The 21,329-nt window shown below is 73.1% G+C and carries 17 protein-coding genes and 2 tRNA genes; 7 read left to right on the forward strand and 12 right to left on the reverse strand.

Annotated elements, in window-relative coordinates; all coding sequences use genetic code 11:
* Window positions 1-58: 58 nt before the first annotated feature.
* Window positions 59-880: a YceI family protein gene (locus tag ACP4IX_RS33355; protein ID WP_426522985.1), complete on the forward strand. Its 822-nt coding sequence runs from the start codon at window positions 59-61 to the stop codon at window positions 878-880.
* Here ACP4IX_RS33355 and ACP4IX_RS33360 read toward each other — a convergent pair.
* Both ACP4IX_RS33360 and ACP4IX_RS33365 read right to left on the reverse strand, forming a co-directional pair.
* Window positions 863-1,564, reverse strand: coding sequence for a GAF and ANTAR domain-containing protein (locus ACP4IX_RS33360; RefSeq protein WP_426522984.1), 702 nt, complete (start codon window positions 1,562-1,564; stop codon window positions 863-865). The two genes, ACP4IX_RS33355 and ACP4IX_RS33360, sit on opposite strands and share 18 nt — an antisense overlap.
* An 18-nt stretch (window positions 1,565-1,582) precedes the next feature.
* Window positions 1,583-2,332 (reverse strand): ANTAR domain-containing protein, encoded by a 750-nt coding sequence (locus ACP4IX_RS33365; RefSeq protein WP_426522983.1) that lies wholly within the window; start codon window positions 2,330-2,332, stop codon window positions 1,583-1,585.
* Window positions 2,333-2,550: 218 nt separating this feature from the next.
* Here ACP4IX_RS33365 and ACP4IX_RS33370 point away from each other — a divergent pair, with 218 nt between their 5' ends.
* Both ACP4IX_RS33370 and ACP4IX_RS33375 read left to right on the forward strand, forming a co-directional pair.
* Complete coding sequence (locus ACP4IX_RS33370; RefSeq protein ID WP_426522982.1) at window positions 2,551-2,958, forward strand: STAS domain-containing protein; 408 nt, start codon at window positions 2,551-2,553, stop codon at window positions 2,956-2,958.
* A 9-nt stretch (window positions 2,959-2,967) separates the two neighbouring features.
* Window positions 2,968-3,438, forward strand: a complete 471-nt coding sequence (locus tag ACP4IX_RS33375) for a PPOX class F420-dependent oxidoreductase (RefSeq protein ID WP_426522981.1) — start codon at window positions 2,968-2,970, stop codon at window positions 3,436-3,438.
* A gap of 257 nt (window positions 3,439-3,695) precedes the next feature.
* Here the strand turns inward: ACP4IX_RS33375 and ACP4IX_RS33380 are convergent, their stop codons facing one another.
* The 7 genes from ACP4IX_RS33380 to ACP4IX_RS33410 form a co-directional block, all read right to left on the reverse strand.
* The gene (locus ACP4IX_RS33380; RefSeq protein ID WP_426558230.1) at window positions 3,696-4,454 is read right to left on the reverse strand and encodes a TetR/AcrR family transcriptional regulator; all 759 of its coding nucleotides are present in this window, start codon (window positions 4,452-4,454) and stop codon (window positions 3,696-3,698) included.
* 53 nt (window positions 4,455-4,507) lie between these two features.
* Window positions 4,508-5,998, reverse strand: coding sequence for an MFS transporter (locus ACP4IX_RS33385; protein ID WP_426522979.1), 1,491 nt, complete (start codon window positions 5,996-5,998; stop codon window positions 4,508-4,510).
* A 53-nt stretch (window positions 5,999-6,051) separates the two neighbouring features.
* Window positions 6,052-8,238, reverse strand: a complete 2,187-nt coding sequence (locus tag ACP4IX_RS33390; RefSeq protein ID WP_426558232.1) for a glycosyltransferase family 39 protein — start codon at window positions 8,236-8,238, stop codon at window positions 6,052-6,054.
* Window positions 8,235-9,623, reverse strand: coding sequence for a glycosyltransferase (locus tag ACP4IX_RS33395; RefSeq protein WP_426558234.1), 1,389 nt, complete (start codon window positions 9,621-9,623; stop codon window positions 8,235-8,237). Before ACP4IX_RS33395 ends, ACP4IX_RS33390 begins: the two co-directional genes overlap by 4 nt.
* Before the next feature lie 14 nt (window positions 9,624-9,637).
* Window positions 9,638-11,203: an ATP-binding protein gene (locus ACP4IX_RS33400; RefSeq protein WP_426558236.1), complete on the reverse strand. Its 1,566-nt coding sequence runs from the start codon at window positions 11,201-11,203 to the stop codon at window positions 9,638-9,640.
* Entirely contained in the window at window positions 11,200-11,937 is a 738-nt protein-coding gene (locus ACP4IX_RS33405; protein ID WP_030403173.1) for a response regulator transcription factor, read from the reverse strand. Before ACP4IX_RS33405 ends, ACP4IX_RS33400 begins: the two co-directional genes overlap by 4 nt.
* Window positions 11,938-12,263: 326 nt before the next feature.
* Window positions 12,264-13,169, reverse strand: coding sequence for a DUF2797 domain-containing protein (locus tag ACP4IX_RS33410; protein WP_426558238.1), 906 nt, complete (start codon window positions 13,167-13,169; stop codon window positions 12,264-12,266).
* A 124-nt stretch (window positions 13,170-13,293) separates the two neighbouring features.
* On the opposite strand from ACP4IX_RS33410, the gene ACP4IX_RS33415 reads away from it, so the two are divergent.
* Window positions 13,294-13,647 carry a winged helix-turn-helix transcriptional regulator gene (locus ACP4IX_RS33415; protein ID WP_426522974.1) on the forward strand — a complete coding sequence of 118 codons (354 nt, stop codon included), beginning with the start codon at window positions 13,294-13,296 and terminating at the stop codon, window positions 13,645-13,647.
* A 60-nt stretch (window positions 13,648-13,707) separates the two neighbouring features.
* Here the strand turns inward: ACP4IX_RS33415 and ACP4IX_RS33420 are convergent, their stop codons facing one another.
* The gene (locus ACP4IX_RS33420; RefSeq protein WP_426522973.1) at window positions 13,708-15,195 is read right to left on the reverse strand and encodes a peptidoglycan D,D-transpeptidase FtsI family protein; all 1,488 of its coding nucleotides are present in this window, start codon (window positions 15,193-15,195) and stop codon (window positions 13,708-13,710) included.
* Between the two features lie 357 nt (window positions 15,196-15,552).
* Between ACP4IX_RS33420 and ACP4IX_RS33425 the strand changes: the two genes are divergently transcribed.
* Window positions 15,553-16,857 (forward strand): hypothetical protein, encoded by a 1,305-nt coding sequence (locus tag ACP4IX_RS33425; protein ID WP_426558240.1) that lies wholly within the window; start codon window positions 15,553-15,555, stop codon window positions 16,855-16,857.
* Between the two features lie 262 nt (window positions 16,858-17,119).
* On the opposite strand, the gene ACP4IX_RS33430 is transcribed toward ACP4IX_RS33425, so the two are convergent.
* Together ACP4IX_RS33430 and ACP4IX_RS33435 are read right to left on the reverse strand one after the other, a co-directional pair.
* Window positions 17,120-17,192, reverse strand: a tRNA-Arg gene (locus ACP4IX_RS33430).
* A gap of 204 nt (window positions 17,193-17,396) precedes the next feature.
* Window positions 17,397-17,487 (reverse strand) — tRNA-Ser (locus ACP4IX_RS33435).
* Window positions 17,488-17,655: 168 nt separating this feature from the next.
* Here ACP4IX_RS33435 and ACP4IX_RS33440 point away from each other — a divergent pair.
* Window positions 17,656-18,120, forward strand: coding sequence for an SSI family serine proteinase inhibitor (locus tag ACP4IX_RS33440; RefSeq protein ID WP_426522971.1), 465 nt, complete (start codon window positions 17,656-17,658; stop codon window positions 18,118-18,120).
* Window positions 18,121-18,321: 201 nt separating this feature from the next.
* Window positions 18,322-21,329: PAS domain-containing protein (locus ACP4IX_RS33445; RefSeq protein WP_426558242.1), on the forward strand; the 3,008-nt coding region annotated here is incomplete at its 3' end.

The raw sequence follows: 21,329 nt of genomic DNA on the forward strand, positions 1-21,329 counted from the left end.
AACTTCTCCACGACCTTCTTCACGACCACTTTCTGAGCCTTTGCAGGGAGAAAACGGGATGGGACTGACCGCGAGGATCCGAACGCGGGACGGATGGGCCGTGTCGCACGCGGTCGTCACGGTGACCGACATGACCGGCACGCAGGTGCTGCGCGCCGAGGCGGACACCGAGGGCACCGTGCGGGACACCACCCCGCTGACGCCGGGGGCGTACACCGTCATCGTCACGGCCGTCGGCTACGCGCCCGCCGCGTCCAGCGCGATCGTCACCGCGAGCGGCCGGGCCGAGGTCGGCACCGTGACGCTGGCCCGCCAGGGCGGCACCGAGCTGCCGCCGCCGGGGCCGTGGACGGTCGATCCGGCGCACTCCAGCGTGGCGGCGGTCGCCCAGCACCTGGGCATCTCCAGCGTGCACGGCCGGTTCACGGAGTTCGCCGGCACGGTCGAGATCGCGCCCGACGACGTCACCAAGTCCCGGGTGGAGGCGGTGATCAAGGCAGCCTCCGTCGACACCGGCAACGGCATGCGCGACACCCACCTGCGCTCCGCCGACTTCCTGGACGTCGAGCGGTTCCCGGAGATCACCTACCGCTCCACCGGGGTGTCGGAGGCCGGGCCCGACCGCTGGACCGTCCACGGCGAACTGGGCCTGCACGGTGTCGTCCGCCCGGTCGACCTGGACCTGGCCTACCTCGGCACCGGCGCCGACCCGTGGGGCGGCACCCGGGCGGCGTTCCGCGCCACGACGGAGCTGCGCCGCGAGGACTTCGCCATGAACTACAACCAGGTCCTCCAGGCCGGCATCGCCGCCATCGGTACGACGCTCAGGGTCGAGCTGGACATCCAGGCGGTCCAGGGGGAGTCACTGCCGGCCGCGTGAGGCGCCGCCGGACGCCCGGGCCACCAGCTCGCCGCACAGGTCCCGGAGCTTGACGTTCCGGTGCTGCGAGGCCCTGCGCAGCCGGTCCAGGGCCCGGTGGGCGTCGATCCGCTCCCGGGCCATGAGCATGCCGACCGCCTGGTCGATGACGCTGCGGGAGAGCAGGGCGGTGCGCACGTCGGCCGCCGAGGCCTGCTGCCGTTCCAGGCGCAGGGCCTCGTTCACGGCGTGCGCGGCCCGCTCCGCGAAGACGCGGGCCGCGTCGAGTCCCCGGGCCAGCGCGTCGGGTCCGGTGCCGTAGAGGTTGAGGGCGGCGCCCGTCTCGCCCTCGACGGCCAGCGGGAGCGCCAGTACACAGCGCACGCCGGTGGCCAGCGCGTACGCCGTGTACGCGGGCCAGCGGGTCTCCGTCGCCAGGTCGGGGGCGTACCGGGCGCTCTGGGTCTCCGCGGCGTCCACGCAGGGGCCCGAGCCGTTCTCGTACTGCCGCAGGTCCAGGCCACGGGGCAGGCCGGTGCTGCCGGCCAGGGTCATCAGCCGGTCGGCGCGGCGCACGGTGACCGAGCACGCGACGGCGCCGGGCACCTGCACGACCGCCCGGTCGGTCAGGTCGCGCAGGAGGGTGTCGAGGCCCTGGCTGCGCGCCATCGCACGGTCGAGCGTGTCAGGGATCTCCGAGGTCATGGCCGTACGGATATCCCGTCACCGCTCGCTCACGCCTCGCCCCCCGGCGCCGGTGTTCGCGTCGACGATGCGGCGGGCGAGGTCGCGCAGTTTCACGTTCTCCCGCTGCGAGGCCTTCACCAGGGAGTCGAAGGCGCCGGCCGCGTCGATGTCCAGCCGCTCCATGAGGATGCCGGTGGCCTGGCCGATCAGGTCCCGGGTGCGCATGGCCTCGGTGAGCTGCTCGCGCACGGTCGCCGAGTCCAGGGCGAGCGAGACGTGCGCGGTGAACAGCCGGCCGATGCGGGTGGCGTCCTCGTCGAAGGCCTGGGGTTTGCGGGCGTACGCCGTCAGCACGGTCAGGCGGCGCCGGTCGGCGCGCAGCCGCAGCGACAGCGCGGAACGGAGACCGAGGTCGCGCAGGGCGTTGCCGCCGCCGTCGGTCTCGCTGTCGTCCGTCCGGACCACGGGGGTGGTCCAGAGGTGTTCCCAGTCCGGGTGCGGCTCGCACGCCCCGGCCCGGGACTCGCCCGCGAACCGTACGACCTCGTCGCTCCAGGCGAGCGTGCGCAGCCGGCCGCCCCGCTGGATCTCCGAGATGCCCGCGTGCTCCGCGCCGGGCAGCAGCCGCACCGCCAGGGCGACCGCGGTGTCCAGGGTGTCGTCCGGGGTGCGCGTCCCGTGCAGTTGCCGAGCCGCCGCCGTCAGGGCCTCGGCCAGCTCGAAGCCCACCGGAAAACGCGGCAAATCAGTAAATTCGGACGCAGCCACCACGAACCTCTTCGGCATGCGCGGCCAAACGGCCGTGCGCAGGAGAGCTCCGCAGCACATTCCCGACTGCGAGCACAGGACGAACAGCACTTTAGCTGCTTGGTTGCGTGCCGGTGACGCCCGGCCGAAGGACCGGGCGGACGCCTTCCGTACCCCGTCGCCGGCGTGATGAAATGGGAGACGGGTCAGGAAGCGGCCTCGACCGGAAGCCGGCGGACGTCTGTCAGGTGAGTGACGTGACCTTCCTCCCCCCACCGTGCGAGCCGTGCGATCCGCCCGGTTACGCCGTGCTCGCGCTGCCCCCGGAGATCGACTTCTGCAACGCCACGGGGCTGCTGCCTCTGATCATGGCCGCGGTCGACCACCGTTCCGACGGCCTGCGCGTCGTCGTCCTGGACCTGACCGCGACCCGTTTCATGGACTCCCAGGGCGTCCGGCTCCTCGACCGGGTACGCCGCCGCCTGCCCGACCGCGCCCGGCTGCGGGTGGTGGCCGCCCCGAAGGGGGTGCCCGGCCGCGTCCTCGAACTCTCCGGCCTGCGCCGGGACGTACCGGTGTACGACAGCCTCACGGAGGCCCTGCGCCCGGAGAGCGGTACGGCGAACGGGCCCGGCAGCGGGGCGGGGAGCGGGAGCGCGGCCTAGGCTGACGGCATGGCACCGAACATCGCGACGAACACCCGTGTCTCCCTGGACGGGTTGCTGGACTTCGTACGCCCCCGGCACCGGGCGATCCTGCTGACCCGGCGGGCCGACGGCAGCCCGCAGGGCTCGCCGCTGACCTGCGGGGTCGACGATTCCGGCCGCATCGTGGTCTCCACCTACCCGGAGCGGGCCAAGACCCGCAACGCGCAGCGGGACCCGCGGGTCAGCCTCATCGTGCTCAGCGACGAGTGGAACGGTCCCTGGGTCCAGATCGACGGCACGGCGGAGGTCATCGGTACGCCCGACGCCGTGGAGCCGCTCGTGGAGTACTACCGCAACATCGCCGGCGAGCACCCCGACTGGGACGAGTACCGGCGGGCCATGGTGAAGCAGGGGAAGTCGATCATCCGGGTGACGCCGGAGAAGTGGGGTCCGGTGGCCACGGGGGGCTTCCCGGCGCGGCTGGCGTCGGACGGCTGACCGCGGGGGCCGGGGAACGGGCGCGGGGGCTGCCACAGGGCCGGGCGCGGAGCCCCGGCAGGGGACCAGGACGCTGCGTCGGGGACCAGGCACGGGACCGGGCACGGGCCCCTGCCCGGAGCCGGGCACGGGACCGGGCACGGGACCGAACGCGGGACCGGACGCGGGACCGGGCACGGGACCGGGCACGGGACCGGACGCGGGACCAGGCACGGGACCGGACGCGGGACCAGGCACGGGACCGGACGCGGAGCCGGTCACCCTCGTTCGACCATCGCCTCGATGCCCGCCACGAGCAGGTCCAGCGCGAACTCGAAGTCCCGGTCCAGCATCTCCCCGACCGTGTCGCCGCCGCGGGCCGACATGATCTCCCGGGACTCCTCGATGACGCCCGCGGTGTCCGGCGACTCCGCCACCGCGCTCATGGAGGCCCGGAAGTACTCGTCCGGACTCAGGCCGCTGTGCGCCGCCCGGGCGAGGAGGTGGCCCTCGATGGTCCCGTAGCCGTAGACGAACTGGAAGACGGCGGAGATGGCACCGGTCACGCGGTGCGCGGGCAGACCGCTGCGGCGCACGACGCCCTGCACGGCCCGGGAGAAGGCCAGCGAGTGCGGCCCGATGTTCAGGTAGGTGCCGGTCAGCTGGGACAGCCAGGGATGGCGCACCAGCAGCCTGCGGTTCTCCCGGGCCAGCGTGCGCAGCTGCCCGCGCCAGTCCCCGCCGGCCTCCGGGCCGGGGTGGCGCAGCTCGCCGAAGACGGCGTCCAGGGCGAGTTCGAGCAGCTCGTCCTTGGTGTCGACGTACCAGTACACGGACATCGCGGTGACGTCCAGCTCGGCGGCCAGCCGGCGCATGGAGAACTTGGCCAGGCCCTCGGCGTCCAGCAACCGGACGGTGGCCTCGGTGATCCGCTCCCGGTCCAGCCCGGACGGCTGCCCGCCGCGCCGCCCGCTCCGCCGGCCCTCACCCGCCAGCCAGACACTGGCCCGCGGCCCCTGCCGCCCTGCCTTCGCCATGCGTACATTCTCCTCGCTCGCCACCCGCCGGCCGGCCCACCCGCGCTCACCCCTCAGGCGCTCTCCTCCTCCGCCCGCCGCAGCAGCACCGCCGCGACCGCACCGCCGAGCACCACAGCCACCGCTCCCACCAGCTGACTGCGCTCCAGCCCGGAGGAGAACGCGTCGATCACCCGGCCCCGCTCCGCCTCCCCCTCCGCCGAGGCCAGCGCCGCCGGCAACGACGCCGCCGCCATCGGCACCAGCGCCGCGAACCGCGAGTTCAGCACCGCGCCCAGCACGGCCACGCCCAGCCCGTTGCCGAACTCCGCCAACGTACCGTTGACGCCCGCGCCGACCCCCGCCTTGGCCGGCGGAATCGAGCTCATGATCGCGTGTGCCATGGCCGGGTTGCCGAGCGCGCACCCCACGCCGATCAGCAGCAGGCCCAGCAGTGTGCCGGCGTAGCCCTCACCGGTGAGGGTGGCGATGGCCACCAGGCCCGCCGACATCAGCACCATGCTGAGCAGCACCGCCGCCGGCGTACCCAGCCTGGCCAGCCATTTCGCCGCCACCCCGGAGAAGTTCAGGAGGACCACGGTCAGCGCCAGCGGCGCCGTCGCCAGCCCCGCCTCCAGAGGGCCGTACCCGAGCACGAACTGCAGGTGCTGGGTGAGCAGGAACAGCGCGCCGCCCATGCCGAAGGTGATCAGCACCAGCCCCGCCACCGCGCCGGTGAACCGCTGGTTGCGGAAGAAGGCCAGGTCGAGCATCGGGTACGGGATGCGGCTCTCCCAGTAGGCGAAGAGCGCGAGGACGCCCACCGCGACGGCCGCCGTGGCCGACACCCTGCCCGACGTCCAGCCGTGCTCGGGTCCGGAAATGATCGCGTAGACCAGCGCGGACATGCCGATCGTGGAGAGCACGGCACCGATCAGGTCGGGGCGGTCGCCCTGCCGGTTGCTCGACTCGGGGACCAGGGTCACGACCGCGACCAGGCCCAGCGCCACGACCGGCAGGTTGATCAGGAAGATGGCGCCCCACCAGAAGTGGTCGAGCATGAATCCGCCGATCAGCGGCCCGCACGCGAAGCCGAGCGCGCTGACCGCGCTCCAGATGCCGATCGCCTTCGCGTGCTCCGCGGGCGCGAAGATCTGCATGACCACGGCGAGCGTGGTGGTCAGCAGCAGCGCACCGCCGACGCCCATCCCGGCCCGCGCCGCGATCAACTGCCCGGTGGTCTCCGCCAGACCCGCCGCCAGCGAGCCCAGGCCGAACAGGGCGAGGCCCGTGGCCAGCATCTTCTTGCGGCCGTAGCGGTCGGCGGCACTGCCCGCGGTGAGCAGCAGGCCGGACTGCACCAGGGAGTAGGCGTTGATCATCCACTGAATGTCCGAGGTGGCCGCGCCCAGCTCGCTGGTGAGCGAGGGGATGGCCACGTTCAGCACGGTGTTGTCCAGCACCACGGTCAGCTGGGCGAGGCTGATGACACCGAGGATCAGCCAGCGCTGCGGGTGGCCCTGGACCGTGGGCGCGGCTTCCTGCTCCTGGGAGGACATCGTCATGCTGTACAGCGTAGAGGGGCCCTTATACGCCGTACAGCACAGTCCTTCCCGGGTCAGGTCGTCGTCGGCTGCGTGAGGTCGTAGAAGGTGGCCGAGCCGGCCGTGACCTCCGTGAAGTTGGCCTCGACCCACGACGTGATCTGCGACGAGGTGCCGGAGTCGCCGCTGCCCATGCCGCCCATGCCGCCCGCGCCGCCGCCTCCGACGAAGTAGTGGATCTCTCCGTCCGCCACGTACTCCTTGAACTCGGTCAGGGTCGGTGACGGGTCCGTGCCGTTGAAGCCGCCGATCGCCATCACCGGGTCACCGGTGCTGAGCTGGTAGCTCGCGGCGTTCTGGGAGCCGATCGCGGCCGCGACCCAGGTGTACCGGCCGGCGTCGGCCTCCAGCAGCTCCTTGGCCTCGGAGCCGACCTGGGCGCCGTTGAGCAGACCGCCCATGCCGCCACCACCGCCACCGCCGCCGCCCGTACGGCCGCCCTCGCCGGTCTGACTGTTCGGAGCCGTCCGGCCGTCCGGAGCCGTCCGGCCGTCCTGGCCCGGTGCGCCTCCAGGGAATCCGCCCGCGCCGGGACCGCCCTGCCCCTGGCCCTGCCCCTGCCCGGGGGCGGTCCCGCCGCCGGGAAGGCCACCGCCCCCGGGGCCACCGCCCCGGCCACCGCCACCGCCCGGGCCGCCCCTCATGCTCGCCCCGGCCGGACCGGCCGTGACGATGGAACCGCTGTGCCCCTCCTGCACGGTGCTCAGCGTGTACGCGGTGGGCGCGGCCAGCGACGCCACGACGCCCGCCCCCGCCACCGCGAGGGCGAGCCGCCGCCCCAGCCGCCCGGCGAAGACGAGCCCGAGCGCGGCGGCCAGGCCGCCGACCAGGACCAGCCACTTCAGCCAGGGCAGGTAGTCGGGTGTGCGGTGGAGAAGGACGTATCCCCAGGCCGCGGTCGCCGTGACGGCGGCGGCGAGGGCCAGGGACGCCCAGGTCCGCTCGCGCCGCTCCCACAGCGTCGCCGCACCCATGCCGACCACGGCCGCCAGGCAGGGCGCGAGGGCCACCGTGTAGTACTGGTGGAAGATGCCCGCCATGTAGCTGAAGACGGCCGTGGTCATCAGCAGCGAGCCGCCCCAGACCAGGAAGGACGCGCGGGCGGTGTCGGTACGGCCGCCTCGCCGCGTGGCGACCAGTCCCGCGGCGAGCAGGACGAGGGCGGCCGGGAGCAGCCAGGAGATCTGGCCGCCGATCTCGGAGTTGAACATCCGGTCCCAGCCGGTCTCGCCCCACTGTCCGCCGCCACCGCCCGTGCCGCCGCCGACGCTGCCGGTCTCCTCGCCGTTGAGGCGGCCGAGGCCGTTGTAGCCGAGGGTCAGCTCCAGGAAGCTGTTGTTCTGCGAGCCGCCGATGTACGGCCGCGAGGACGCCGGCCACAGCTCGACGACCGCGACCCACCAGCCGCCGGAGACCAGGATCGCGGCGGTGGCCAGCGCCAGCTGCCCCAGCCGCCTCCTCAGCCGCACCGGTGCGCAGACGCCGTAGACGAGGGCGAGGGCGGGCAGGATCAGGAAGGCCTGGAGTGTCTTCGTCAGGAACGCGAAGCCGATCGCGACGCCGGCCCACACCAGCCACTTGGTCCGGCCGTCCTCCAGCGCGCGGACGACGAGGTGGCAGGCGACGGACATCAGCAGCGCCAGCAGCGCGTCCGGGTTGTTGAAGCGGAACATCAGCGCGGCGACGGGTGTGAGCGCCAGCACCGCACCGGCGATCAGCCCGGCCGCGGGAGCGAACCGGCGGCGCACGGACGCGTACACGACGGCGACCGTCGCGACGCCCATCAGCACCTCGGGGACGAGGACCGACCACGAGTTCAACCCGAAGATCCGCACCGCCAGCGCCATCGGCCACAGCGCGGCCGGGGGCTTGTCGACGGTGATGGCGTTGGCAGCGTCCAGGGAGCCGAAGAAGAACGCCTTCCAGGACTGGCTGCCCGCCTGCACGGCCGCCGAGTAGAAGGAGTTGGCGTAGCCGGAGGCGCTGAGGTTGCAGAGGTAGAGCAGACCGGTGGCCAGCAGCAGGCCGAGGAAGGCAGGCCGGACCCAGCGGGGGTCCTCGGGGCGGCCTCGCCACAGTCTTCGCAGGCGCGACTGCCGGGGCGGTCCGGGCGCGGGCGGCGCCACCGGCGGTCCCCAGTCCTCGCCGTCCCCGGGACACGTGTCCCCCGTGCGCGTCGTCCGGTCGTGGTGCGTCGTCATCGTCCGTCCCTCGAATCGGTGTCGGCGGGGCGCACCGGCCGCAGCCGCACGGTCGCGTCGCTCCAGGTGCGGGAAGAATCCGGGTGCCGTGGTTCCCGGGCGCCGTGTCCCGGCGTTCTGGTGATCGGCGGCGCGTCCGCGGTGGGCGGCGCGTCCGGGAACACCCAGGCGCGGAAGAGCAGGAAGCGCAGCACGGTGGCCGCGAGGTTGGCGGCGATCAGCACCGCCAGCTCGGTGGAGTGGTCCGGGTCGGCACTCGCCGCGTTCAGGGCGGCGAGCGAACCGCTGGTCAGGGCGAGACCGATACCGAAGACGACCAGCCCCTGCGCCTGGTGCCGCACCGCGCCGCCCCGGCCCCGCACCCCGAAGGTCAGCCGCCGGTTGGCGGCGGTGTTGGCGACCGCCGAGACCAGCAGGGCGAGCGCGTTGGCGAGCTGCGAGCCGCCGAAGTGGCGGAAGCCGCTGTAGAGCAGCAGGTAGAAGAGGGTGGAGAGGGCGCCGACGACACAGAAGCCGACGAGCTGCCGGGCGAGTCCCTGCGGTACGTCCTTCAGGTCGCGGTCGCGCGGGTCGTCGCCGAAGGGCCGGGCCAGCCGGTCCAGCGGCAGCGAACCGGTGGCCAGCGCCTTGCCGACCCGCCACACGCCCTTGAGGTCGTCGGTCGCCGTCCGCACGATGTGCACGGTGGAGTCCGGGTCGTCGACCCAGTCGACCGGCACCTCGTGGATCCGCAGCCCCGCACGCTCGGCGAGCACCAGCATCTCGGTGTCGAAGAACCAGCCGGTGTCCTCCACCAGCGGCAGCAGCACCCGGGCCACGTCCCGGCGGATCGCCTTGAACCCGCACTGCGCGTCGGAGAAGCGGGCCTGGAGGGAGCCGCGCAGGATGAGGTTGTAGGAGCGGGAGATGAACTCCCGCTTGGCGCCCCGCACCACCCGTGAGCTGCGGGCGAGCCGGGAGCCGATCGCGAGGTCCGAGTGCCCGGATATCAGCGGCGCCACCAGCGGCAGCAGCGCGTTCAGGTCGGTGGACAGGTCGACGTCCATGTAGGCGAGGACCGGGGCGTCCGAGGCCGACCAGACGGTACCGAGGGCCCGGCCCCGCCCCTTCTGCTCCAGCCGGAACGACGTGACCTCGGCGAGCTCCGCGGCCAGTCGCGCCGCCACGTGCGGGGTGGCGTCGGTGGAGGCGTTGTCCGCGACCGTGATGCGGAAGGCGTACGGGAAGGTCCGCGTCAGGTGCTCGTGCAGTCTCAGGACGCACGGCCGGAGGTCCTTCTCCTCGTTGTAGACGGGGATCACCACGTCCAGGACTGGCGTACCGGCTCCTGCGGCCGGGAGGTGCTCCCGTGCCGGCAGGGAGCCGGGAGAAGAGTCGGTTCGCATGGGACCGACTCTTCTCAAGTCCCCTGTCGCACCCGTGTGGTGGGACTGTGCTGTGCCTGTGAGTGCGGCGCCGAGCCGCGCCGTGCCGGGAGGGCGGGCAGGTACAGGGTGAACACCGTACGCCCCGGCACGCTGTCGACCGTCACGGCACCGCCGTGCGCGGTGGCCACGGCCTGCACGATGGCGAGCCCGAGGCCCGTCGAGCCGGTCGTCCGGGACCGCGCGGAGTCGCCGCGCGCGAACCGTTCGAAGACGTGCGGCAGCAACGCGGCCGGGATGCCCTGCCCGTTGTCCTCGACGTCCACGCACAGCCACCCGCCGCTGTGCCGCACCCGCGCGGTGACGGTCGTGCCGGGCGGGGTGTGGTTGCGGGCGTTGCCCAGCAGGTTGACCAGCACCTGCTGGAGCCGGGCGGCGTCCGCCGACACCGGCATCGGTTCCTCGGGCAGGTCGAGCCGCCAGGTGTGGTCGAGGCCGGCCGCGCGGGCGTCGCTGACGGTGTCCACGACGAGCGGTACGAGGTCGGTCTGCTCGAACTGCAGCGGCCGCCCGGCGTCCAGGCGGGCGAGCAGGAGGAGGTCCTCGACCAGCAGGGTCATGCGCCCGGCCTCGGACTCGATGCGTCCGAGCGCGTGCCGGGTGTCGGGGCCGACCTGCTCCCGTCCCCTGCGGGTGAGTTCGGCGTACCCGCTGATGGAGGCGAGGGGCGTACGCAGTTCATGGCTGGCGTCGGCGACGAACTGCCGTACCCGCGTCTCGCTCTCCTGCCGCGCGTGCAGCGCGCCGTGCACGTGGTTCAGCATCCGGTTGAGCGCGGCACCGACCCGGCCGACCTCGGTGTGCGGGTCGCACTCGGACTCCGGGACGCGCTCGTCGAGGTTCACCTCGCCCGCGTGCAGGGGGAGTTCGGAGACCCGGGTAGCGGTGGCGGCGACCTTGCGCAGGGGGCGGGTGGCGACGCCGACGATGACGGTCCCGGCGAGGGAGGCGGCGATGAGGCCGGCGGCGGTGACGCTGGCCTCCACGAGGACCAGGGTGTTGATGGTGCCGGTGACCTCGGAGGTGGGGAGGGCGGCGTAGTAGCTGCCGTTGACGCCGTCGCGGTACTCCACGCGGTAGTCGCCGAGGCCGGGGATCTCGACGGTGTGCGCGTCACCGTCCTGGGGGGCGGACGCCAGCGCGGTCCGCTGCGCCGCGCTGAGGGAGACCGCCGTCATGCCGCTGAGGTCGGTGCTGTCGTCGGAGTCCCGGCCGTACTGGGCGTCGACGACGACGCCGTCCCGCACGTCGGCGACGATCGTGCCGCGCGGTTGCGGCCCGCGGGTGACGAACGCGTCGAGGTCCATCCGCTGCGGGCGCTTGGCCCCGCCCCCGCCCTGGGGGTCACCGGGCGGCCCGAAGCCGGACACCCGGCCCACCACCTCGTCCAGCTGCCCGTCCAACTGGTCGTACAGATGCGACCGCAGCGCCACCGTGGTCACCGTGCCGATCACCGCGCACACCACCGCGATCAGCGCCACCGACGCGACGACGAGACGCGTCCGCAGGGTTCTCGGCCGCGGTCGTCGCCGCCCGCTCACGCCGCGGGCTTGATCAGGTAGCCGGCACCGCGCCGGGTGTGGATCATCGGCTCGCGTCCGGCGTCGATCTTCCGGCGCAGGTAGGAGATGTACAGCTCGACGACGTTGGCCTGCCCGCCGAAGTCGTACGACCAGACGCGGTCCAGGATCTGCGCCTTGCTGAGCACGCGCCGCGGGTTGCGCATGAGGAAGCGCAGCAGTTCGAACTCGGTGGCGGTGAGGTGGATGCCGTCGCCGCCCCGGGTGACCTCGTGGCTGTCCTCGTCGAGGGTGAGGTCGCCGACGACCAGGACCGAGTCGGAGCGCCGGTCGGCGGCACCGGAGCGCCGGATCAGCCCGCGCAGCCGGGCGACGACCTCCTCCAGGCTGAACGGCTTGGTGACGTAGTCGTCCCCGCCGGCGGTCAGTCCGGCGATCCGGTCCTCGACGGCGTCCTTGGCGGTCAGGAACAGCACCGGCACGTCCGGCAGGTCGCGGCGCAGCCGCCCCAGCACGCTCAACCCGTCCATGTCGGGCAGCATCATGTCCAGTACGACGGCGTCGGGCCGGAACTCCCGCGCGGCCTGGACGGCACCGTGCCCGTCCCCGGCGCTGCGGATCTGCCAGCCCTCGTAGCGCAGGGCCATGGACAGCAGCTCGGTGATGGACAGCTCGTCGTCCACCACGAGCACCCGGACGGGGCTCCCGTCCGGCCTCAGCAGTTCGGTGCGCCCCTGGGGCGAGGTCGTGGTCATAACGGACACCATGTCGGGACGCTCTGAGAGCACCCTTTCCCCAAGCTGTGATTTCTCTGAGAAACCCACAGGGGCCTCCCAGGCGGCTCCCGTCGACCACGGTCGGCCGGCCCTTCCGCCAGCCGGGCCGCCGGAGCCACCGAGGGTCACCGAGACCGCGGAGGCCATCGACGCCACCGACGCCACCGACGCCACCGACGCCACCGACGCCACGATCGTGCCCGGCACTCCCGGGGCGCTTCCCGTGCGCCTCCCGGGCACCTCCCCGGCGCCCGGTGCCTCCCCGACGCCCGGTGCCTCCCCGGCGCAAGGAGCGACGGACGAGGTCAGAACAGCCCGTCCTGCACTCCAGCCGCTCGCTTGAGCTCCCGCACGGGAACGGCGCACGGCCGGCCCTCTGCGGACACCAGCTCCCACCCGGTCATCAGCCGCGTATCGAGCACGACGACCCCGCGCTCCGTCGACAGGTGCAGATCCGGCCCCGCGGCCGCCACCAGCTCACCCCCGATCGCCCCGCCCGCCACCAGCTCGGCCACCTCCCCCACGGCGGCCGGCCCGCGGCCCGCCGCCCCTCCGGTCCCGAAGGCACCCGTACCGATCCCGAAGGCACCCGCGTGGTCCACGCCCCGGAACGGCTCGGGCGTCAGCGACTCGGGCCAGCCGCCGAGCGCCACCGCCCGCGCGTGCAGCTCCGCGATCTCGGCCGCCCGCCCCTCCTCGGACGCCGGCAGCCCGTCCCGCACCGCGCGCTTGTGGGCGTACGGGATCCGGTCGGGCACGCCCAGTGCCGCCCGCAGCAGTTCCTCGGTCCGCCGCGCGGCCATCAGCGGCCCGCTGCCCAGCCAGCTGAAACAGACCGCGCCCTGCTCCAGCAGCCGGGCGGCTCCCCGTTCCTGTGCGGTGATCCCCACCTTGACGAGCCCCGGCCCGAACCACGCCAGGTAGACGCGGTACGGCCGCGGGTCGTCCGCGATCGTGTCGGCGGCCACGGAGTGCGCCCGGTCCAGCCGCGCGCACTCCCCGCACCGCGCCCCCGTACTGCGCCCCGGTACACCGGCCCGCGCCGGGCACATGTGCCCCCGTGCCCCCACGCATGTCCGCACACCCCCCTCGGCGACCGCGAACGCCACCCGCTTCCCCCGGGGCAGCGCGCTGCGCCGGCCCCCGGCCCACGTGAGCACGGGACCGTCCGCCGCCCACCGCAGCCCCGCGCACTTCCATGCCTGTGCCATCGCCGTCGAGCGTAGGGGGAGCCACTGACAACGCCCTCCGCGCCGCCCTAGCGACGCTCGGCGACGAAGGAGCCGAGGCCGGGCCGACCGGTCGGGAGTGCCGGCCCCGAAGTAACGTACGGCCATGGCAGCAAGCACCACCATGTGCCCCGAGCGCCTGGTCATGGAGCACATCACCAGCCGCTGGGGCACCCTGGCCCTGATCGCGCTGCTGGACCGCTCGTACCGCTTCAGCGAGCTGCGCCGGGAGATCGGCGGGGTCAGCGAGAAGATGCTGGCCCAGACCCTGCAGACGCTGGAGCGCGACGGTCTGGTCCACCGGGACGCCAAGCCCGTGATCCCGCCCCGCGTGGACTACTCCCTCACGGACCTCGGCCGGGAGGCCGCCGAGCAGGTCCGGGGCCTCGCACGGTGGGCGGAGCGGCGGATGGCGGCGGTCGAGCAGGCCCGCGCGGCGTACGACGCGACGAGGACCTGACGCGCCCGCCGCCCGCCCCACTGCTCCGTGCGCGCCGTACTCACCCCGAACCGGGCGGCGTCACGACTTCAGCACCGCCTCCATGACGCTGCGGGCGATGGGCGCACCGAGGCGGCCACCGGAGATGTCCGAGCGGGAGATGTCCATCTCGGTCGGATCGATGAAGACGGCCACGGCGACGGACGACCCGTCGTCCTTCTTGCCGTAGGAGACGAACCAGCCGTACGGCACCTCGTCGTCCACGTCGACACCGCGCTGCGCGGTACCGGTCTTGCCGCCGACCGTGATGCCGTCGATCAGGGCACGCTTGGCGCTGCCCTCCTTGGCGGTGAACTCCATCATCTGCTGGACCTTCTGCGCGGTCTCGGCGGAGACCGCCTCGCTCATCACCGCGGGCTCGGCCTTCTCCAGCGTGCCGAGGTCCGGTCCCTTGACCTCGTCGACGATGTAGGGCTGCATCAGCTTGCCGTCGTTGGCCAGGGCGGCGGTGACCATGGCCATCTGCATCGGCGTACTGGTGAGGCTGCCCTGTCCCATGCCGGTGAGCGCGGTGCCCGGCTTGTCGAGGTTCTCGGGGTAGAGGCTCTTGGTGGCGAGCAGGTCGCCGAAGTCGTCGGAGTAGACGTCCTCGTTGAAGCCGAACTTCTCGGCCGTCTCGCGCATCTTGTCCGCCCCCAGCTCGGACGCGGCGTCCAGGAAGACGTTGTTGCACGAGTGCTGCATCGCGACCTTCATCGAGGCCTTGTCGCAGACGGCGTCACCGGCCTCGCTGCCGATCCTGTTGGTCGACTGCGGCAGCTTGTACGGCGATTCGGCGTCCGTGCGGGCGTCGATGTCGCTGACCACCCCGTGCTCCAGCGCGGCGGCCGCCGTGAGGATCTTGAAGGTGGAGCCCGGCGGGTAGGTCTCGCGCAGCGCGCGGTTGGCGAGCGGCTTGCTCTTCTCCTTGGTGAGCGCGACGAAGCGGTCCGACTCGTTGAAGGTGCCGCCCGAGAACGTCGACGGGTCGTAGGAGGGCGCCGAGACCAGAGCCAGCACCTTCCCCGTCGCCGGGTCCAGGGCGACGACGGCGCCCCGGGCCCCCTTCAGGTCGGTCAGCCCCTTCCAGGCCGCCTTCTGCGCCTTCGGGTCGATGGTGGTGACCACCGAGCCGGCGCGCCGGCCCTCGCCGCTGACGATGTCGGCGAACCGCTGGAACGCCAGCCGGTCGTCCTTGCCGGTCAGGATGGAGTCGTAGGTCTTCTCCAGCAGCGTCATGCCCTGGGCCTGCGACGCGTATCCCGTCACCGGCGCGTACATCGGCCCGTCGGCGTAGGTGCGCTTGAACTTGAGGTCGGTGCCCTCGGTCTCGGCGGAGCCGGTGACGGCCCGGCCACCGACGACGATGTCTCCGCGCGGGGTGGAGAACTGCTCGATCTGCACCCGCCGGTTCTTCGTGTCCGAGGCGAGCTCCGGGGCCCGGACGTACTGCAGCCAGTTCGCGCGGATCAGCAGGCCGAGCACCAGCAGCCCACAGAAGATCGCCACGGCCCTCAGCGGCTTGTTCACCGGGTGCCCCCACCGAGTCTCGGCCGGATGGATATGGAGATGCGTCGTCGCAGCATGCGCACACCCTAAACACACCAAGCGCCCTCAGCGCCGCCAGGGCTGCCGTCAACTCCCCCGCGAATTCCCGACGATTGCGGGCGAGTGACATGAGTCACACAAAGAACGGGGCTCCCGTGACCAACCCTACCCACCTGTCCAATTTATCCAGACGGGAATCGTCAAAGATAACCGCAGCCCGAACAAAAAAGAGCACCTTTCTTTCGCTTCGGCTATAAAATATTCGAACCATTCAGACTGCCCGCACACGCTTTTCCCGCGGCCGTTCTCCTTTTTCTCTCCCACCAGGGAAGGCTCCCAGTGAAGCTTCGCCGTCGCCTCGCTGTGGCCGCCGCCGTCGCGGTGACCACGCCCGTCGCGCTGTTCACCGCCGCTCCGGCCCTCGCCGCCGGGAAGCCCGCGGCGCAGATACAGAACCAGCCGACGTACGCGGAGCTGGAAAAGGCCGCCGGTGACGCGAGGAAGGCCTACGAGGACGCCGTCGCCGCCAAGGAGAGGGGACTGAAGGACCTCAAGGCCACCCTGGACTCCCTGGCGTCCGACACGCACCCGCTCAGGGCGGCCACGATCACCGCCGCCAAGGCGGCCCAGGACGCGGCGGCCGCCAGGGCCACTGCCGAGCAGGCCGTCGCGGACGCCGAGGCCACGCTCGAAGCGGCCGGGAACGACACCGACAGGGCCGCGGCGCAAAAGGCCCTCGAAACCGCCGAAGCCGATCTGGTGGCAGCGGTCAAGGCCCAGCAGGAGGCCGACACCACGGCCGAGCAAGCCAACACCGCGCTGAGCGACGCCAGGGTGGCGGCCACCCGTGAGTACAGTCTGATCACGGCAGCCGTCGACAAGGCGAGCAAGGCCGCGGAAACCGCTGAAAAGGCACTCGACGCCGCCAGGAAATGCATCCGTGAGAACGGCCTGACCTCGCTCGTGACGGAACTGCCGTCCGAAGTCGTCGCGGGCACCACCGTCGGTTTCACCCTGCGCGTGACCAACGGCACCGAGCGCACACTGACCGTGGACCCCCTGGTGTTCGTCCACGCGAACGGCGAACACAGCGGTGGGAAGAGCCCCTTGGAGGTGAAGTGGTCCACCGGCTCCGGCTGGCAGACCCTCACCGGTGACGGGCCCGAGCACATCGGTCCCCTCGGCACCCTGAAGCCGGGCGAGCGGAGCGACGTACGGCTGCGGATGCGGATCGACTCCGCCTCCCGGGCCGCCGACGCCCTCGCGCTGTTCGCCAGTGACGCCTCCGACGCGTACAAGCCCTGCGTCCACGGCCCGATGAAGCGCTACGAGTTCAAGATCCTGCCCGCGGGCAGCAAGCCGGGCGCGGTCGACGAGGCCAAGCCCGGGCAGCCCGGCGGGGACGACGACAAGCGGCCGGACACCGCGGCCCCCGGCACGGGCACGGGCCCCTCCGCACAGGGCGGCGCGTCCCAGCAGCCGGCACAGGCACCGGCCACCGGGACCGACACCGCCGGCAACCTCGCCAGGACCGGCACGTCCTCCGCGATGGCGCCGCTCGCCCTCGCGAGCGCCGTCGCGGTCGCACTCGGCGCCGGTACGGTCGTCGCCATCCGCCGCCGCAAGGCCGCGCAGAACGCCTGACCGGCAGCCGGCCGCCCGGACCCGGGGCACCCTCCCGTGCACTCGGTCCGGGCGCCGGCCCTCGCTGCTGTGCGACACAGGCCGTGGGACACAGGCGTGGCACCCGAGCCGTGGGACACAGGCCACGAGACACCGATCGTGGCGCGCAGATCGCGGAACACAGATCTCGGGACACAGATCATGAGGCGAACGCCTTGAGACAAGGGCTGTGAAACAAGGACAGAGGCCCTGTGGATCACTCCACAGGGCCTCTGACCTGATGTGCACTCGGCAGGATTCGAACCTGCAACCTTCTGATCCGTAGTCAGATGCTCTATCCGTTAAGCTACGAGTGCCTGTCTTCTTCAGTTTTACCGCCGCTCCCGTTCCTTCCGGCCCGCTCGCGGCGACAGGAAGAACATTACATGACTGCCGCCGTCATGTGAAATCCGTTAGCCGCACCCGTTGTGACCTGCGGAAACGAGCCATCGAAGCCACCGCACGGACCCGGAGGAACACCGAAGCCCCGGCCAGACGGGCCGGGGCTTCGGTGATCGGTGCGGAGGCGGAGGGATTTGAACCCTCGATGGGCTTTAAGACCCAAACCGCATTAGCAGTGCGGCGCCATAGACCGGACTAGGCGACGCCTCCAGACAACATCACCCTTCGCGTGCGAGCGCGACTGGTGCGTGCCGATGATGACACAGTTGAGCTCGCTGTCACCAATCGACCCCTACGGTACTAGGCGGGCGGGCCGCAGGGCAAAGCCCTTACGGCCCGGTCGCGCAACGTCCGGCGGTCCGGCGCGTTAGTCCGGTCATGTTCCAGGTCACTCGCCTTCCCGCCGCCGCCCGTATCCTCGGCGCCGCCGCCCTGTCCGCCGTCACCCTGGCCACCCTGTCCGCCGCGCACCCGGCCGCCGCCGCCGGCGGCGGGGCACCGGTCTTCGATCACCTGACGGTCACCGTCCGGGACGCCGGAGCGGGCGCGGACGGCACGTACGAGCTGTTCTGCAACCCCCACGGCGGCAGCCACCCCGACCCGGACGGCGCCTGTGCCGTCCTCGAGCGCGACACGCGGTGGGGGCAGGACGTCTTCGCCCCCGTCCCGGAGGGCAGCGTCTGCACCATGCAGTACGGCGGTCCCGCCACCGCGCACGTCACGGGCACCTGGGCCGGACGCCCCGTCGACGCGACGTACGACCGCCGCGACGGCTGCGGGATCTCCCGCTGGGACCGCATGGTGCCGCTGCTCCCGGACATGGGGTCGGCAGGGCGGTCGTGAACCGGTCCTGTGCGGCGCCGGGAGGCGACGCACAGGGCCCTCGGTCACATGTTCTGCTTCACTTTCTCGTGCGACCTCCCTCGCATCCCACGCCGCCCGCCGGGCCCCAACCCTTAGACTCCCTCGCGTGACACGTTGCGGGCCGATTGGCAAGATGGCCCAGGCGGTCGGCAAGTGCGGTAACCAGGAGGGAAGCGTCTCGTGAGCAGCAGGCCATCCCGAGGCGCTGCTCGCCTCGCAGCCATACTGGACGCGCTGCCCGACGCGTTGGTGCTGGTCAACGCGAACGGCACCGTCGTCAACGCCAACACCATCGCGCTGGAGGCCTTCGAGGCTCCGGGCACCGCGCTGGTCGGGCGCGGGCTGCTGGACCTGCTGCCGCAGTTCGACTCGCGGCTCATCCCCGGGTCCATGAGGCGGCCGGACCACATCGATCCACGGGCGCGCACCAAGCCGACGCGGATGGTCGCCCGGCGCACCGACGGGACCGAGTTCCCGGTCGAGGTCACCAGCGCCAACCTGGAGACCGGCCAGCAGGCCTACGACAACTACGGCTACGCCGGCGACGAACTGCTGATGCTCGTCGTCCGCGATCTCTCCGGCACCGTCGACACCGAGGCCGAGCTGGCGCGCTCGCAGCGGCAGACCGAGATGATCCTGCGGGCCGCGTCCGAGGGCGTCGTGGGCACCGACACCGACGGGCGGATCGTCCTCGTCAACCCGGCCGCCGCCCAGATCCTGGGCTACCGGGCCAGCGACCTCGGCGGCCGTGAGCTGCACACCCTCATCCTGCACTCGCGGGCCGACGGCTCGCCGTTCCCCTACGACGAGTCGCCGCTCGCCGACACCCTGCGCTCGGGCCGCAAGCACCGGGTGCGCGGACAGGTGGTGTTCTCCAAGAGCGGCGACCAGTTGCCGGTCGACCTGACGACCGCACCCGTCCGCGACGGGGACCAGCTCGTCGGCGCCGTGATGACCTTCACCGACCGGCGCCCCTACGACGCCCTGGTCAAGGAGCACGAGGAAGCGGAGCAGCGGCACGCCGAGGAACGGGAGCGACTCGCCGAGGAACACGCCTCCGAGCTGACCGCGCTGCGCCAGCAGCACGCGGGTGAGCTGGAGGAACTGCGGGAGAAGCACGCGGAGGAGATCGCCGCGGACGCCGACCGCTACGCCGCGCTCGGTGAGCGGGAGAAGGACCGCTACGAGGCGATCGCCGCCCGGCACGAGCAGCTGCTCACCCTCCTCGGGGACTCCCTGCGCGGGCCCCTGGACGAGCTGCGCCGGGAACTGGCCGCGCTGGCGTCGGACGACGCCGGTCAGCTGTGGCCCGAGGCCAACCAGGTGCTGCACCACCTCTCGGCCGGCTACTCACGCATCACCACGCTCATCGACAACGTCCTCGGCTACCAGCGTCTCGACGTCGGGAACGAGAACCTCTCCCGTACGAAGGTGATGCTCGACGCCGTCGTCGCCTCCGGTGTCGACGGGGCCGTGGAACTGATCGGGCCGGGGCGGGTGCAGTTCGCCGTGCACGCGCCGCCCATCGAGGCCGAGGTCGATCCCCGGCTGCTGGCCACCGCGCTCGCGCATCTCGTCGCGGACGTGGCGGGCGTCGACGCCACCGGCAATTCACCCGTGTCGGCGACGGGCGGCTACCTGGACAACACCGTCGTGGTGGCGGCGGCGCAGCGCGGCGAGGTCGTACGCATCGAGGTGCGCGGGCCGTACGCCGGGGGAGACCCGGTGCACGAGCCGATCGTGCGCGGGATCGTGCGGGCGCACGGTGGCGTGCTGCAGACGCACGAGGTGCCGGGAATGAGCGGCAGCGCGTACGTGCTGGAGGTGCCGATCGGGGGTGGGGCGGGGGCCGTCGCCGCCCAGGCCCAGGCCCTGGCCCTGGATCCGGGGCAGGCACCGGCACAGGCGCAGGCCGCCGAGGTCGAGGGGGCCACGGGTCGCGCGGGTGCTGCGGGGGCTCCGGGCGCGGGCAGCGCCCTGGCCGTTCAGGAGCCGGCTCCCGGTGGCGGACGGCGGCGCGCACGGCGGGCCTCCGTCGACGCGTTCCTGGAGAGCGAGGTCACGGGCGCTGCGGGTGAGGGCCCCGGCGGGGGCCCCACCGGTGCCGAGGGCGGGGGTGCCGCACCGACCGGGCGACGCAGGCGGCGTGCTGCCCAGGCCCAGGAGCAGACCGCCCAGGAGCCGATCGCCCAGGGGCAGACCGCCCAGGAGCAGGCCCAGGCCGCACCGGCTCAGGCCGTGCGGGAGGAGGCCCAGGCGTCGGCCCCGCTTCCGGTTCCCGCGCAGGCGGCGCCGGGCGAGGGGTCCGGCGGTACCGGGCGTCGGCGCGGACGGCCCGCGGAGGCCGCCGGTGCCGCCGCCGAGGGTGTGCCCCAGGAGGCGGACGCCGGGGTGTCCGAGGGCGCCGTCGTCATGGCCGGCGAGCACGGCGGAGGGGCCGCGGCCTCCAACACCGGTCTCGGCGGGACCGTACCGCCGCAGGGCATGCCCGGGCCCGGCGGCCGGCGTGCGCGGCGGGACGGCGGGGAGCAGCAGGCGCTGCCCCCGGCGCTGCCCGCGCAGGCCGGTGAGTCGGACCCGCCCGACGCGTCCCAGCCGACCGGGCGCCGGCGCCGCGCCCTGGCCTCCGCGAACGAGCGTGCCGCCGCGCAGGAAGCGGCACCGCGCCAGGTGTTCGCCCTGCCGCCCGCCGACGTGGACCGGCCCTCCGACGGGGCGGAGCCGCACGGGACGGCCGAGGCCGTGGCGTCCCCGGCGACGCCCCCGGGCCAGGTCCGGGTGCCCGGCCCGGCCGCTTCCGGTGACGTCCCGCCCGACGGCGGCGCCCTGCCCGCCGAGGGCCGGCACGACGCCGTACCGCACGACCAGGCCGACGACCACACCCCGCCGCAGCCGCACCCGGCCGATGCGCCCACGGGCCGGCGCCGTCGGGCCGGGGCCGGCCCGTGGGCCGAGGAAGCGGCGCCGCCGGCGATGCAGGGTGGTCCGGTGCAGAGTGGTCCGGTGCAGAGTGCGCCCGCGCAGGCGCCACCCGTGCACGGAACCCCCGCGCCTCCGCAGCACGCCGCCGGCCGGGGCGTGCCCGCCCAGGCCGCACCGGCGCCCGCCCCCGCACCGGCAGCCCACGCAGCCGCGCCCCAGCCCGCCGAGGCCACCGCCGACGCCGCGCAGCCCGCCGCCGGTCAGCC

The sequence above is a fragment of the Streptomyces sp. WG5 genome, assembly GCF_049974565.1.
In the GTDB taxonomy this organism is placed as follows: domain Bacteria; phylum Actinomycetota; class Actinomycetes; order Streptomycetales; family Streptomycetaceae; genus Streptomyces.

Excerpts from the sequence above, each read along its gene's own strand:
- ACP4IX_RS33405 (WP_030403173.1), bottom strand. The coding sequence starts at position 11,937 with ATGACCACGACCTCGCCCCAGGGGCGCACCGAACTGCTGAGGCCGGAC.
- ACP4IX_RS33440 (WP_426522971.1), top strand. The coding sequence starts at position 17,656 with ATGTTCCAGGTCACTCGCCTTCCCGCCGCCGCCCGTATCCTCGGCGCC.
- ACP4IX_RS33385 (WP_426522979.1), bottom strand. The coding sequence starts at position 5,998 with ATGACGATGTCCTCCCAGGAGCAGGAAGCCGCGCCCACGGTCCAGGGC.
- ACP4IX_RS33410 (WP_426558238.1), bottom strand. The coding sequence starts at position 13,169 with ATGGCACAGGCATGGAAGTGCGCGGGGCTGCGGTGGGCGGCGGACGGT.
- ACP4IX_RS33395 (WP_426558234.1), bottom strand. The coding sequence starts at position 9,623 with ATGCGAACCGACTCTTCTCCCGGCTCCCTGCCGGCACGGGAGCACCTC.
- ACP4IX_RS33355 (WP_426522985.1), top strand. The coding sequence starts at position 59 with ATGGGACTGACCGCGAGGATCCGAACGCGGGACGGATGGGCCGTGTCG.
- ACP4IX_RS33375 (WP_426522981.1), top strand. The coding sequence starts at position 2,968 with ATGGCACCGAACATCGCGACGAACACCCGTGTCTCCCTGGACGGGTTG.
- ACP4IX_RS33360 (WP_426522984.1), bottom strand. The coding sequence starts at position 1,564 with ATGACCTCGGAGATCCCTGACACGCTCGACCGTGCGATGGCGCGCAGC.
- ACP4IX_RS33390 (WP_426558232.1), bottom strand. The coding sequence starts at position 8,238 with ATGACGACGCACCACGACCGGACGACGCGCACGGGGGACACGTGTCCC.
- ACP4IX_RS33415 (WP_426522974.1), top strand. The coding sequence starts at position 13,294 with ATGGCAGCAAGCACCACCATGTGCCCCGAGCGCCTGGTCATGGAGCAC.
- ACP4IX_RS33365 (WP_426522983.1), bottom strand. The coding sequence starts at position 2,332 with ATGCCGAAGAGGTTCGTGGTGGCTGCGTCCGAATTTACTGATTTGCCG.
- ACP4IX_RS33380 (WP_426558230.1), bottom strand. The coding sequence starts at position 4,454 with ATGGCGAAGGCAGGGCGGCAGGGGCCGCGGGCCAGTGTCTGGCTGGCG.